This is a genomic window from Alteromonas sp. H02 (genome assembly GCF_059682525.1).
In genome coordinates, this window is sequence record NZ_CM185021.1 from 3,980,291 (window position 1) to 3,994,079 (window position 13,789).

Consider the following 13,789-nt stretch of genomic DNA (forward strand, 5'->3'; position numbering starts at 1 on the left):
CGCTACATAAGGGTTTACCGGTAGTTTACTGAATTGATTCCACCACCTGACTGCTGTGACGGCTAAACATATCACGCACTTTGGAGACCGACTGGCCATTTTTCAGGTTTACCACTACGGCGTAGTGTTTTGCCTTAACGGCTTTACGAACTACCTCAATTATCTGCGTGCGATCAGGACGCAAACTCAACAGTCCGGCGACAAACAAACCGATAAAAATACCGGGCGAGATTACCGCAATGTAGGTAGCCAGCGGATTCTGTTGCGTGAGCGCGGGTCCGATGTTAACCAGCAAATAGGCGGTAATCAGCCCCACCACCAGCCCTGCTACGCCGAGCAACAAGTGCGAATACCACATCATTTTACCAAGCGCCTTGCTGTCACCTTCCAGCTTACGATTAAAATCGCTGTCATCAGGTTCAATCAGCGTAACCTGCTGTGATTCTACGTCGGTGCCACGCACTACTTGTTCGATAGCTTTATCTGCATTGAGCTTTGAATCGAAGACCGATGCAATCTGCACCTGCTCCGTATTCACTAATTTTGTACGATAGTTTTGGTCAGACTCAGACATTCTGTACCCCGTCTTTTTTCTTACATTCATTAAACACGATACAATCTTTGCGCCAGGTTATAAGCTGCTGTTATTATTGCTAAAATAAAGTAATGGGATTATAAAAATCCGTACAGTGAGCGTGCAATTATGGCAGGCACCATGAAATATTTTCAGCAAAAAAAACAGGGCGAAAACGCCCTGTCAAAGAAGTGTTGATAATGTCCAAATTATCCGCACCTCGTGCTCTTTTAAATATACTATTGTCCGCTCTCGCCGGTAGCCGGCAGGAAGGTTTCCGCTTTAACACATTTGCGCTCAAACTGACGCTGGCACTTACCGATTACCCGCAGGGTAATGTCAGACAGCGGAAACACCTTACAGGCTAATACCAGGCCTGCCGCCTGCTCTTCTTCACTCACATGACAGCGGCTCATCTTTTTAGCCGAATACTCACCGCTCTCAATCCGAATTTTGCAGATCCCGCAGCCGCCGCCCCGGCAGCCCACCGGGATCCCTTTACGCCCGAGGCGCGCCATACCATCCAGTAACGACTCACTTGCACGACAGGAGTAAGTTTCCTGGGTGTTCAGAATGTCGATCGTATAAGCCATGGCCCACTCCCCTGTCCGTTCACGTTTTATTGCTTAAGCGCCAGCTTGCGCTCTGGCCTCGATTTCGGCTTTGCGGATTTCAGATGCCAGACTACCGGCGATGCTCCAGTTCTCTGGTTCAACGGTATAGCAGTTGCCGCGGATATCCGCTTTATCTACCTTTAGCGTGACTGCCAGTATGTTGGTAAACTGCTCTGCAATGGCCTGGCGCTGCTCAAGGGAGCGCCCTTTCATCACAATGAACTCAAAAAACGGGGCATTCTTCCCGCCTTTGCTTACCAGTTTACCGCCCACACCAATCAAGTTGGGCGCGTGCAGATCGACAAACACGCGAATGCGATCAACCGGACTGTCCAGTACCTCGGCATAAATCTGCGTGGCCTGTTCAATCACCGACTCAATCTGGCCATCGCTGATATCTTTGTCAGCAAGGTGAAATTTAACAATTGGCATAGTTGTACTCCCGGATATTTCTTTAAAAGATAAAGGGCTGCCTACGGCAACCCTTTACGACGACCAGAGTCGAGCATAATCGTTGAGCCGGTCATGCCGATTGCGCGATCATCTAACAAATTACACACTGCCCAGCCCACCTGTTCGGCGGTGGTAAACTGATGCACCGAGGATTCTTCCAGTAACTCTTCCAGTACATCATCCACGCTTATACCGCGTTGCTCGGCTCGAGCCGTCGCCACATTGCGCAAACGGTCACTGTCGGCAGGGCCCGGCGCTATGGTGTGAGCACTGATGCCGCGGCGTCCATAAGCCAGCGAAAGCTGGCGCATAACATTGACCAGTGCGGCATTCGCCACGCCGGCAGACGCTGCATATTCAGTCGGCTCAAGACCATAATGACCACCAATCGCGACAATGCGGGCGTTGTCGCCAAAGTGCTCATCGGCAGCACGACTCAAGCGTAAGATGCCGCCCACTTTAATATTGACCGCATCCACCATGGCTGCTGTGGGCGCTTTTAAAATGCCCCCGGCAACGGCCACACCAGGACCATGTACCACCATTTTTACCGGACCGGTAATGGCAGATTTAATCGCCTCAATGGCGCTATCCTGGCTGATATCAGCCTGCACCACGCTAACTTCACTAAATTGCTCAGTTAAACTGGCCAGCGAGTCGGCGCTGCGGCCAACGGCCAGCACATGCAGGCCGTTGTCGATAAGTTGTCGGACGATTTCCACGCCGAAGGTACCGGTTGCACCCACAACAATGGCAAGGTTTTTATCAGGCATAATGCACCTTTTTAAACAGCTTCTTTTAACAGACCTTTCTCTTTGGCCAGCGTCATAGCGGTATCCTGGATCATGTCTTCCTGACCACCGATCATCTTCTTACGCCCCAGCTCAACCAGAATATCCCGGGCTGATAAACCGTACTTCTCGGCCGCCTTTTTGGCATGCAACAGGAAGGTTGAGTAAACCCCGGCATAACCTAACGTCAGCGAGTCACGGTCGATGCGAACCATGTGGTCCATCATGGGGGTAATGATGTCTTCGGCGATATCCATCAGCTTGAACAGATCCAGGCCGGTTGAAATACCCATTCGCTCAAGCACGGCAGCCAGTACTTCCAGCGGCGTATTACCGGCGCCTGCGCCAAGTCCGGCAACGGAAGCGTCAATGCGAGTGGCACCGGCTTTAATTGCCGCTACCGAATTCGATACCCCAAGCGCCATGTTGTGATGCCCATGGAAACCAATTTCGGTTTCTGGTTTAAGTTCACCGCGCAGGCGGCTAATCACTTCAGTGACATCTTCCGGCAGCATAAATCCGGCTGAGTCAGTGATGTATACGGTATTGGCACCATAAGACTCCATCAGCAATGCCTGCTCAGTAAGCCCCTGTGGTGTATTCAGGTGAGACATCATTAAAAAGCCGGAGGTATCCATGCCTAATTCACGCGCAAAAGCGATGTGCTGGGGTGAGGTGTCAGCTTCGGTACAGTGGGTAGCAACGTGTACACTGCGCGCACCACTTTCATAAGCAGACTTCAATTCTTTCATGGTGCCAAGGCCAGGAATAAGCAGCACAGAGATAATGGTTTGTTTTACTGCCTCTGCTACCGCACTGATGTACTCTTCGTTGCTGGCAAGGGCAAAGCCATGCTGCAGCGAATTTCCGCCTAACCCGGCGCCATGAGTAACCTGAATGTAGGGTACACCAGCGTCGTCCATCGCTTTTGCGACTTTAACCATTTGTTCTACGCTGATTTGCTCCTTTTTAGCGTGCATACCATCGCGCAGACACATGTCATGTAAAATAATGTTTTTGCTCATTACGCTGCCTCCACCGGGGTTAACGTGATAGTGCCGTTAGCAATTTCTTCGGCAAACATTTCTGCGGTGCGGGTAGCCGCCGCCGTCATAATGTCGAGGTTACCGGCATATTTCGGCAGGTAATCACCCAGACCAGCGACTTCCATAAACACCGCCATTTTGTTGCCTTCGAAAGTCGGGCCATTCACCAGCTTGTAACCGGGCACGTATTTCTGAACCTGTTCAATCATCTTCAGTACTGAGTCGCGGATCGCCACTTCGTCGGGTTCGCCTTCGGTCAGGCAGTAAATGGTGTTACGCATAATGATCGGAGGATCAGCGGGATTGATTATGGCCAGCGCCTTGCCTTTTTTCGCACCACCCACTTTTTCAATGGCATTGGAGGTGGTATAGGTAAATTCGTCCAGGTTGGCGCGGGTACCCGCACCAATGGATTTACTCGACAGGCTGGCAATAATTTCGGCGTATTCCACGCCCTGTACCTGTGCTACCGCGTTAACAATAGGAATGGTTGCCTGACCGGCACAGGAAATCATATTCACATTCATTTCCTGCTTGTCGGCATGCTCTTTCAGGTTGACCGGCGGTACACACAGCGGACCGATCGCCGCCGGGGTGAGGTCAATCATCATCACCCCTTTGGCATTTAACTTACGGCTGTTTTCCGCGTGTACATAAGCACTGGTGGCATCAAAAGCAATTTGAATACCGTCTTCTTCCACATGAGGAAGCAGTCCGTCCACGCCTTCGGCAGTGGTTTTCAGCCCCATTTTTTTAGCCCGGGCCAGGCCTTCGGATTCAGGGTCAATACCCACCATCCAGACCGGCTCCAGCCACTCGCTGCGCATAACCTTGTACATCAGGTCGGTACCGATATTGCCCGAACCAATTAACGCACATTTAATCTTTTTCATTGCTATTTCCCCTCTGCATTCAGTGGTTGTTGGGCTGCCTGCTGAGCCTGACTGCGCTCTTTCATGGTCATTCCGGACACGAAAAAGTCGTGTTCACCGTGTTCAGTTATAAGGATCCGCACTGACTCACGTTTAACGCCCAGCGACGATACCAGCGCGTCGGTAACGGCTTTGGCGGCATTGCATTTTTGTTCTTCCGTTCGCCCTGTCATGAGGTGCATTTCGATTATTGGCATGGTTGTTCTCCGTTCAATTAGCGGGTTTATTCGAAACGCAGACTAACGCTGCCCAAATCCTGATAGCGTGCAATCACGTTGTCACCAGGTTTCACCGCCACGGCAGCGGTAATTCCGCCACTCATCACAAAGCTTCCGGCTGGCAGGGTTTCACCCATGTCATGCAGAATATTGACGACCATGGCCACCGCATCGGCCGGATGACCCATTACCGCGGCAGAAGAGCCCATTTCAACAATTTCGCCGTTAAGCTCCATGGCGACACCAATACCATCGACTTCGATATCATCAACGTAACGTGGACGACCGCCCGCCACAAAACGGGCTGATGAACTGTTATCTGCAATCACACTGGGTAAATCGAACTTAAAGTTTTCATAGCGCGAATCGATGACCTCAACGGCTGGCATCACAAAATCGGTTGCCGCCAGTACATCGGCGCGCGTGCAGGCCGGGCCGCTCAGGTCGGCCTTGGTGACAAACGCCACTTCGCATTCCACCCGGGGATGCACCATATCGTGGGTGCTGATTGCCGTATTTTCAGGGCGTGACATGGCGTCGGTTAAAAAACCAATTGACGGTTTATCCACGCCCATCTGAACCATTTTGGCTTTTGAGGTTAAGCCTGCTTTCCAGCCAATCAGCTTCTCGCCTTGCTCTATGAACCGGGCACGCAGGGCATTCTGCACAGCATAGCCGTCTTCAATGGTCATTTCTGGGTATTCGTTGGTGAGTTTTGCGATATCATTCGCACGGCGCTGAGCACCTTCCACTCGCTCACAGAAACGGATAATTTGTTCTTGGGTTAAGCTGGTTTTCATACTTTTGTGCTCCCGGCAAAATTCACTTTACAACCACCCACGCCGGCGATGTAACACTCCAGTTCGTCACCATCGGTAACGGGTACCAGGGCAGACTGTGAGCCGGACAGGATCACCTCGCCTGCTTTAAACGGAATACCAAGTTCCCCCAGAGTATTGGCCAGCCAGGCCACCGCGTTAAAAGGCGAGCCTTGTACTGCTGCGCCCACACCGGTAGAGAACAGCTCACCATTTTTGTACAGGGTCATACCTGCCATGGTGATATCCACCTTGCGGGGATCGGCTTTGATGTTACTGACCACATACACACCGCAAGAGGCATTGTCGGCCACGGTGTCCTGAATTTTGATTTTCCAGTCGGTGATCCGTGAGTCGACAATTTCAAAACACGGGCTCACATAATCGGTGGCACGGATCACGTCTACCGCAGTAATGCCCGGGCCAATCAGGTCTTCTTTGAGCACAATGGCCAGCTCCGCTTCTGCTTTAGGCTGAATAAGCTCGTTAAGGTCGATAGTTTCGCCTTCCTGGTACACCATTTTGTCGGTGAGCTGACCAAAGTCTGGCTGAAAGACGCCGAGAAAATCCTGTACCGCTTTGCTGGTGACGCCAATTTTTTTGCCTACAATTTTCTCACCGGCGTCCAGGCGACGCTGGATATATTGCAACTGAATCTCGTAAGCCTGCTCTAAAGTAATATCCGGGTGTTGCTCGGTAAACGGCACCAGCGTGTTGCGTGACACCATGGCCTCATACAACGCATTACCTAGTTTTTTAATTTGTGAATTATCCATGTCTGACCGCTCCTATAGCTTCACGCAAACGTTACGCAGCTCGGTGTAGAACTCCAGGGAATGCACGCCGCCTTCACGGCCTATACCGGACTGCTTGGTGCCACCAAATGCGGTGCGTAGATCGCGCAGGAACCAGCTGTTTACCCAGCAAATGCCCACATCGATTTTGGCCGCCATACGGTGTGCCCGCGGCAGGTCTTTGGTCCAGATGGTGGTTGCCAGGCCGTAATCAGTACTGTTTGCCAGGCCTATCACTTCTTCTTCGCTGTCGAAGGGGCGAATGTGACAACAAGGGCCAAAAATCTCTTCTTTTACTACAGCGGCGTCATCGGCTAAATCAGTCCAGATAGTCGGTTGGATCCAGTGACCGTTTTTGAGCGCTTCTGGTACCTCGGGTACACCACCACCGGTGATCACCGTGGCGCCTTCCTCTACCGCTTTTTTATAGTAAGACAGGACTTTATCCTGATGCTCTTTACTGATTAAAGGGCCGTAGTTAACGCCTTCGTCGGTGGGCTTACCGTAATTAACCGCTTCGGCCTTTTCTTTCAGTGCGGCCACGAACTTGTCGAAAATCGGGCGCTCCACATACACCCGCTCGGTACCTAAACACACCTGCCCGGAGTTTAAGAAAGACGAGCGGGAGATGCCTTCAATGGCTTTATCAAAGTCGCAGTCGGCAAATACGATACCGGCATTTTTACCCCCCATTTCAAACGATACATCACGGGTGCCTTCGGCAGCGGCTTTCATGATGGCGGTACCGGTGCGGGTTTCACCGGTAAAGGTAATGGCATCAACGTCTTTGTGTTCGGTAAGGAATGCACCAGCTGAATCCGGGCCGAAACCGTTTACCACGTTATAAACGCCTTTGGGTACGCCCACTTTATTCATTACTTCACCCAGTAGTACGGAGGTCAGTGGGGTTTCTTCTGATGGCTTGACTACCACGGTATTTCCGCAGGCCAGTGCCGGGCCGACTTTCCAGGTCATCAGCATGAACGGCGCGTTCCACGGGCTGATAACGCCAATTACGCCTTTAGGTGTGCGAACACCGTAGTTCAGTGCGCCTGCGCCATCCGGCGTGTCGAGCATAAAACTCTCGGTGGGGACATTTTTGATAGTATCAGCGAAGATTTTGAAGTTGGCCGCGCCGCGAGGAATAAAGACATGGCGCATAACATTAGAAGGCTGACCGGTATCGGCCATTTCGGCTTCCACAAAATCTTCAAAGCGGCGGGTGATTTCATCAGCCACTTCATACAGCATTTCCACCCGCTGATTAGTGGTAAAGGTAGACCATTCGCCTTGCAGCGCTGCTTTGGCCGCCAGTACGGCTTCATTAACGTCACTACGTCCTGCTTCGGCAATGCTGGCGATAACTTCGCCGGTCACCGGAGATACTTTGTCAAAGCGCTTGCCATCTCTGGCTGCGACAAACTCTCCGCGGATAAAATTTTCTACTTGGCGCATATCGGACTCTCACTTTAGGCTACGCAAGCCCTTAAATTAATATTTACAACTCAATAACACTTAAGGTCAGTGTAAATCCCCAACTCCATACCGTCTAATACCATTTAAAAAACAACTTGATACTTAAAAGGTATAATTAAGAGTGAGTCAGCCAGTGCCGTCACAAGCCTGCCTGACTGGCAAACTAAAAAGCCGCAAGGTCCGCCACCCTAAGGGTTCGGATCGCATTGCGGCAGTTGCTGTACAACCGTTATTACCTGGACAACTCTGGCTGACGGGTATCACTTCCCTGTGACACAAATCAGATATTTTTAAACAGCGGGCTGCGTACCTGCTGTGCATCCGCGGCGGAAATAAACTTCTCCGTATAAATATCCCGTTCAAACAGGCGCCCCTGCATTAAGGTATTGATACAGGCATCAATCATCAGCGGTGGCCCACAGAGATAAGCCTTATTGCCACTGAAGTCGCCATTAAACGCACGCTGAGCGGCTTCGTGAACAAAACCCACCTCTCCCTGCCAGACGCCATCGTCACCGGCATCAGACAGCGCCGGAATATAAGTAAAGTTGGCGTACTTTTTAGCCAGGGCTAGAAACTCGTCGTGATAATAAAGTTCTTCCCGGGTGCGCTGACCGTAGACCAGTGTGATCGGATGCTCGCAACCTTCTTCAAGCAGTTCCATTATCATCGAACGGGGACTGGATAGCCCCGAACCACCCGCCATAAATATCATGGGCATGTCGGCTGATTTTTTCACAAAGAAGCGTCCGTAGGGTCCGCTAAAGGTTATGTCATCGCCCTCTTTGAGCTCATCGTGAATATAGGCCGTTCCCACGCCGCCGGGAACCTTACGGATATTCAGCTCAATTTCGCCAGGCTCCGCTGGTGTGCTGGCAATCGAGAAAGCCCGGCTGCCAATATCGTCCGGCAGATTAAGGTTGATGTACTGACCCGCCTGAAACTCAATACCATCGGCATCTGCTATCTTCAGCCAGATACCTTTAATGGTGGGGGTTAACTCTTCGATGCGGCTTACCGTGCACTGATAGTCCTGCACCGGCAGGTTACGGGAGTCAGGATCTTCCTCAATCTCCGCTTCGATCACCAAATCACTTTCCGGGATCGCACAGCACGCCAGACATTTATTTTCATCGCGCTCAAAATCCATTAAGGCAAAACTGGAGGCTTCACCGTGATCGACTTCGCCGTCCAGCACATCAATCTTGCAGGTTGCACACAACCCGTGGCAGCAGGCATGGGGCAGGTAAATCCCCGCCCGCAGCGCGGCATCCAGAATGGTCTGCTCTTCCTCTACCTCAATGGTTTGTCCCAATGGCTCAATGGTTACTTCAAAGCTCATGGTTATTCTCCCTGAGGCGGAACCAGTGTCGACAAGCCAGGGGTTTTAAAGCAGAATTGCTCTTTATGCACCAGGCCATTTTGCTTAATTGTTTTATTAAAGTCGGGCGTCCATGGTTCACCACTTTTGGTCCACTCAATAGCGTCCCAGTCAATCTTGTCGAAATCGGGATCCGGCTGCATAAGTGGCTTTAACTGCTGTTCAATAATGTCACCCAGTTTCTGATCCGGCGCACCAAACAACATAAAAGCCGCCGCCATCAGCATGTGATGATCCCAGCATGCAAATAACAACTGATGACCATAGTAATTTTCTACCCGGTCTCGCGACGGGAACTTGTACTCGCCATTTGCTACAACTGCCATAATAATTCTCCTGTTTACACCTGACTATGCAGGCTTATATCGCCCGGCATTCCCGGGCGATGCTTTAATTTTGATTAGTCGGTTGAAACCTGCTTACGCCATTTCTCGAAGTTCGCTTTGTCTTCAGAGTTGGCATATTCACCAGAAGCCGTTGGCTCCAGGCTTGCCCACTCCATCCACGCGGCCAGGTCGCCTTTTAACGGTTCCTGCATTATAGACGGCATAGGTAACCAGGCCTGAACATATTTCTCAGGTTCCTGCTCAAACACATGCTGACAGCCATCCGAACAGAAGTGATATTTCTCGCCTTCGTATTCTGTTTCGCGGTGCGCCAGTTGCGTTGGATCATCCGGCTCAGTAAACAGACAAGGTAACTGACAGGTCTGACACAGCTTGGGTAAACCAAAGTTATTGTACTCACCACTGTTTTCTTTCTGCGCAATGGCGTATTCCCAGCGCGGCAGGTAGTATTTTTCAAAGGTGGTTGGATACTTTTCTTTTAACCATTCAATGTCGCTTGCGGTTGGGGTCCATGAATGGAACGCCGTACCGAACTTCCACTGATACAGGCCCAGCATAATCTGGTGCGAAGTGTGATCGATTGACTTTTCAACGTCGTCCCAGTGCATCGGTGGTTTAATGCCGTAGCGAGCCAGATCGCGGAACAGTGCGTTACCATTTTCCACGCCATAGATATTCCACGCTTCGCGCCATGACATCACGCGTTTAGGCAGCATGTAATCCATCATGGCCGCAACCAGGGTTAACAGGCGGCAACCACGCCAGAACCATTTGTCGATCCATTTCTGCACAATTGGAATATTGTCCGGATCCTGCTCGAGCATAAACTTGATACATTCCAGACCCAGTGTCATATGACGGGCTTCGTCTGACTGTGCCGAGAAACCAAAAGTACAGGTGGCCATATCACCGTTGTAGGCAGCGCCTGACATAAACGGCACGAACAGCAGGTTGGTCAGTACGTACTCGAATGAGAAACCAATGGCGATCAGGAACTCAAATGGCCCTGCCGACATGGCATCGTCAAAGAATGAGCGCGGTACTGAGGTATACCAGATACGGTCACGCTGGTTCGCGAAATCTTTAAAGCCATTATAGAACTTGTTGTAGTTCGACATAGCGTGAACCTGGGTTTGTGCATGACGGATTTCATCAATCGACTGCATCTGACACGCCACCTGCGGGCCCACTCCGGCAAACTCACGACCGACCCGGGCAAAACCACGGTGAGCGGCATATTCACCCGGGCTGATGCCCTGCAGAAACAGCTTGATTGCGGTTAAGTACCGCGCATCCGTAACGTTCAGATGGCCATTGTTCTGCGCGTGGGCGTCAATGATTGCATAGTACTTACGCTCTTTTTCTGCCTGGTATTTCCAGTAAGCATCCATGGTTAAGCGGAACGGATCTTCCCATTTCGACCAGTCGTGAACCTTAATGCCTTCGTAATCAACATAAGGGTAAATTTCTTTCTCATCGCGATAGCTTGGCTCCCAGGCCAGATCGCGGGTCATTAAGCGATACTTCTCTTTTACGTTAAGTTTCTTCGGGGTCTTTTTAATATCCACGATAGTCTCCTAGCTGTTCCAGGTGAGTGTCAGAGCGTCTTCGTCTTCATCGACGTTGCCGCTGAGCGTGATTAAGTTAATGTTGAGTTCCTGCATATCGAACTCACGGCCAATTTCTTCTTCAATGGTTTCGCGACGCACCACCAGGTGGCCTTCGGCCTGTACCTTCACCATAGCTGGCTCGTGTACCACTTCGGCATCCGGGTTATCCTGCTCAATGGCTTCCACAATCGAGCGGGTCTCTTCATTGGCCTGTAAAATGATAAATACTTTAGACATCTTGATTCCTACTTAAACAAACCGGCTTTTTTAGCGCGCTGTAATAATTCGTCGTGAGCTTCACTAACCAGTTCGTCGGCCTGATTACCTGCAACCGCTAACCCTGCCACTGGCAGCAATACCGAGGTAAAGTGATTAGCGGCGCTGTCGATCCACTCTTCCAGAACCGCTTTGTTCTCTGCAGATTCAGACGCCATAGTTTTGATCACCGAGTCCACCCACCGTTTGGACTCCAGATACCAGTTAGTCATGAACTGGGTAAGGATTGAAATGCCTGAACCACCCTGCTCAACCAGGTTCTGGTCGACAATGCGCTGATACACCAGCGGATAAAGCAGGCCATCCAGCACAAAGTTTTGTTTAATGAATACTTCCACCGGATCGCGCACACACATCAGATCTTCCAGTGAGCGGCGCAGCGGTTGCCAGGCATCGCTGTCCATCCAGTCCTGCTTTGCTGCTTCGAGGGATTCCACATCTCCAATCATCAGGCCAAGACGAGACAGGTACTGGGCAATGCCTAAATTATCCATCGCGTGATAAACACAGGGCTGGGTAAACACCGTGCCATAACCGTAGCCGCAAACCAGGGTGTTATTCATGTTGGCCGCGTAATTGGCATGGCGCAACGGAATGAGTAGGTCCTGCGCCACAGCCAGAACCGGGTCCGGCATGCCTTCAATCAGGTTCAGCGACTCAACCGTCTTGAAATTAGACTCCATGGTCTCCTGTTGCTTGGCACGATTCAGCGTGTAGGTGCTGTAATAGAACTGACGGGGATCTTTTAAGTCATACCAGTCGTTCATGCGAATTTTGCTTAAATTCGGATCGTAAAGCTCCTGCTCTGGCGCCCAGGTCGGGCGATAATGCAGATTCTCTTCGGCCTGCAGGTCATAGCTGGCTTCCTGATACCGCGATGGGATTTTCTTATCGCCAAAGCGCTTCTTTAAATGGCTAAAGGTCTGATTTTTCTGTTCAATATTGACCGTTTGTACATCGATTTGCATAATTCTTTCCTCTAAACTTGCCTATCTACTCGTCACGAAAGTGGTGGGTAGCGTCGTGGAGACTCCACTGGAATGCATTCTTTTCTTCATCGTCGGAGGGAGCCGCTTCCTCATCGAGGAATGTCACCTTTTGTTCTTCACAAAACTTTTCAAAGTCCTGCTGTTTAAGCACCATTTCCAGTGCCACCTCCGGCTGGCCTACACTAAACTCAAACTCCACAAATCCGTCGTCTCGTTTGCCTGTCACACGCACGTAATGTAACGAGGTGTCGAACTGCTCTTTCGGGGCCGCAATACTGTCGTTCATGATTTGTCCTTCCAGGTTTGCCGTTAGCTCACTATCGTCAGGAAGCTCTCGTGCAGCTTACGCTGCGGGTAATCGAGCCCCTGCGCGAAGTTATCCCAGGTCCAGGTAATGGTTTCGTAATCAGGGTAAGGGTGATAACCGCCCATAAACGTTTCAAAACGGTTACCGGAAGGATCCCAGGCATAAATGGTACAACCACGAGTGATGCCGTGACGCGTGGGGCCAATGTCCACGGCCACTTTGTTCATCGACATAATGTCACCAGCACGCAGCACACGTTCCCAGCTTTCCATCAGAAATGAAGTGTGATGCAGCTTGCCAGGCTCCGGATATTCAACAAAGGCTATATCGTGAACTTTGTGCGAGCAGGACAGCCAGATAGCCGCTTCTGACTCGTTATCTTCAGCCAGTACACGCTCAACCAGGAAGAAACCCAAAACATCTTCAAAAATGGCCTTCACTTTAGCGATGTCTGGCCCGTACAACAGCATGTGGTCCAGGCGTACCGGCGCAATACCGTGCTCACTCTGGGTGTACCAGGGGGCCGGGTTAATCAGGCCCATACCGTTGCCCACTTTGGTTTTCTCTGCGTAAAGCTCAAATTCGTGGCCGGATGGCAGCGTGAAGCGGACCCGCTCACCGGTTTCAAGTAAATCACCGGCTTCAAGACGGCGGGTTTCTACACCGTAAGCGTTCAAATCTTTCTCAAGCTTATCGAGGGTGGCAGTATCGAGTACTTTGAAGCCTACGAAATCAACACCTGCCTGCTCGGCCTCACGAATGATATAACTGTTGTGGTCCTGCTCATCCCAGCACTTGAAATAAACCCGTCCCATGTCATCACGACCGGTTTCAACGAGTCCCATTACATCACTGTAAAACTTAACCGCTTCATCCAAATCTAATACCCGTACAGCTACATGTCCTGGACGTAATACACCTGTCATCGCCATAATCTGTTCTCCACTATGAGCTTCTAAGCGCCCTTGAGCGCAACAATCCATTAACTTAATACAGGTATCATGCCAACATTTTATCTTATTGTTTTAATTGATATTTATATATTTCATGTAAATTTTTAGCGATTTTAATTAACGTTTGCATAACGCATTTGTTAGTTTGATGTTGTGCCCTTACAATTTTGTAAGGTTGGTAATGCGGGGTGACGAATAACCAGAATGCCA

17 protein-coding genes are annotated in these 13,789 nt (G+C 50.6%); all 17 read right to left on the reverse strand.

What is annotated here, in order from left to right; genetic code table 11:
* Window positions 1-25: 25 nt before the first annotated feature.
* The 17 genes from AC566Q_RS18480 to AC566Q_RS18560 all read right to left on the reverse strand — a co-directional run bounded on the left by AC566Q_RS18480 (window position 26) and on the right by AC566Q_RS18560 (window position 13,558).
* A complete protein-coding gene (locus tag AC566Q_RS18480) occupies window positions 26-574 on the reverse strand; it encodes a hypothetical protein (protein ID WP_499609249.1) in 549 nt (182 codons plus the stop codon).
* A 239-nt stretch (window positions 575-813) separates the two neighbouring features.
* Entirely contained in the window at window positions 814-1,167 is a 354-nt protein-coding gene (locus tag AC566Q_RS18485) for a 2Fe-2S iron-sulfur cluster-binding protein (RefSeq protein WP_499609254.1), read from the reverse strand.
* A 33-nt stretch (window positions 1,168-1,200) separates the two neighbouring features.
* Window positions 1,201-1,620, reverse strand: coding sequence for a tautomerase family protein (locus AC566Q_RS18490; RefSeq protein ID WP_296050863.1), 420 nt, complete (start codon window positions 1,618-1,620; stop codon window positions 1,201-1,203).
* Window positions 1,621-1,661: 41 nt separating this feature from the next.
* A complete protein-coding gene (locus AC566Q_RS18495; protein WP_296050861.1) occupies window positions 1,662-2,414 on the reverse strand; it encodes an SDR family NAD(P)-dependent oxidoreductase in 753 nt (250 codons plus the stop codon).
* Between the two features lie 11 nt (window positions 2,415-2,425).
* Complete coding sequence (gene dmpG / locus AC566Q_RS18500; RefSeq protein WP_499609260.1) at window positions 2,426-3,457, reverse strand: 4-hydroxy-2-oxovalerate aldolase; 1,032 nt, start codon at window positions 3,455-3,457, stop codon at window positions 2,426-2,428.
* A complete protein-coding gene (locus AC566Q_RS18505) occupies window positions 3,457-4,371 on the reverse strand; it encodes an acetaldehyde dehydrogenase (acetylating) (protein ID WP_499609263.1) in 915 nt (304 codons plus the stop codon). Before AC566Q_RS18505 ends, dmpG begins: the two co-directional genes overlap by 1 nt.
* 2 nt (window positions 4,372-4,373) lie before the next feature.
* Window positions 4,374-4,607 carry a tautomerase family protein gene (locus tag AC566Q_RS18510; protein WP_105935996.1) on the reverse strand — a complete coding sequence of 78 codons (234 nt, stop codon included), beginning with the start codon at window positions 4,605-4,607 and terminating at the stop codon, window positions 4,374-4,376.
* Window positions 4,608-4,633: 26 nt separating this feature from the next.
* On the reverse strand, window positions 4,634-5,428 hold the full coding sequence (gene dmpH, locus AC566Q_RS18515; protein ID WP_105935995.1) for a 2-oxo-3-hexenedioate decarboxylase: 795 nt from the start codon (window positions 5,426-5,428) through the stop codon (window positions 4,634-4,636).
* A complete protein-coding gene (gene dmpE, locus AC566Q_RS18520; protein WP_105935994.1) occupies window positions 5,425-6,222 on the reverse strand; it encodes a 2-oxopent-4-enoate hydratase in 798 nt (265 codons plus the stop codon). Before dmpE ends, dmpH begins: the two co-directional genes overlap by 4 nt.
* Window positions 6,223-6,234: 12 nt before the next feature.
* A complete protein-coding gene (locus AC566Q_RS18525) occupies window positions 6,235-7,695 on the reverse strand; it encodes a 2-hydroxymuconic semialdehyde dehydrogenase (protein ID WP_123324450.1) in 1,461 nt (486 codons plus the stop codon).
* Window positions 7,696-7,996: 301 nt separating this feature from the next.
* The gene (locus AC566Q_RS18530) at window positions 7,997-9,058 is read right to left on the reverse strand and encodes an NADH:ubiquinone reductase (Na(+)-transporting) subunit F (RefSeq protein WP_105935992.1); all 1,062 of its coding nucleotides are present in this window, start codon (window positions 9,056-9,058) and stop codon (window positions 7,997-7,999) included.
* Between the two features lie 2 nt (window positions 9,059-9,060).
* Window positions 9,061-9,423, reverse strand: coding sequence for a phenol hydroxylase subunit P4 (locus AC566Q_RS18535; protein ID WP_499609269.1), 363 nt, complete (start codon window positions 9,421-9,423; stop codon window positions 9,061-9,063).
* 74 nt (window positions 9,424-9,497) lie between these two features.
* Entirely contained in the window at window positions 9,498-11,012 is a 1,515-nt protein-coding gene (locus AC566Q_RS18540; RefSeq protein ID WP_499609272.1) for a YHS domain-containing protein, read from the reverse strand.
* Between the two features lie 9 nt (window positions 11,013-11,021).
* Window positions 11,022-11,291 carry an MmoB/DmpM family protein gene (locus tag AC566Q_RS18545; RefSeq protein ID WP_105935989.1) on the reverse strand — a complete coding sequence of 90 codons (270 nt, stop codon included), beginning with the start codon at window positions 11,289-11,291 and terminating at the stop codon, window positions 11,022-11,024.
* Between the two features lie 8 nt (window positions 11,292-11,299).
* On the reverse strand, window positions 11,300-12,298 hold the full coding sequence (locus AC566Q_RS18550) for a ferritin family protein (RefSeq protein ID WP_105935988.1): 999 nt from the start codon (window positions 12,296-12,298) through the stop codon (window positions 11,300-11,302).
* A gap of 25 nt (window positions 12,299-12,323) precedes the next feature.
* Window positions 12,324-12,605: a phenol hydroxylase subunit gene (locus AC566Q_RS18555; RefSeq protein WP_105935987.1), complete on the reverse strand. Its 282-nt coding sequence runs from the start codon at window positions 12,603-12,605 to the stop codon at window positions 12,324-12,326.
* 23 nt (window positions 12,606-12,628) lie between these two features.
* On the reverse strand, window positions 12,629-13,558 hold the full coding sequence (locus AC566Q_RS18560; RefSeq protein ID WP_105935986.1) for a catechol 2,3-dioxygenase: 930 nt from the start codon (window positions 13,556-13,558) through the stop codon (window positions 12,629-12,631).
* Between the last annotated feature and the right edge of the window lie 231 nt (window positions 13,559-13,789).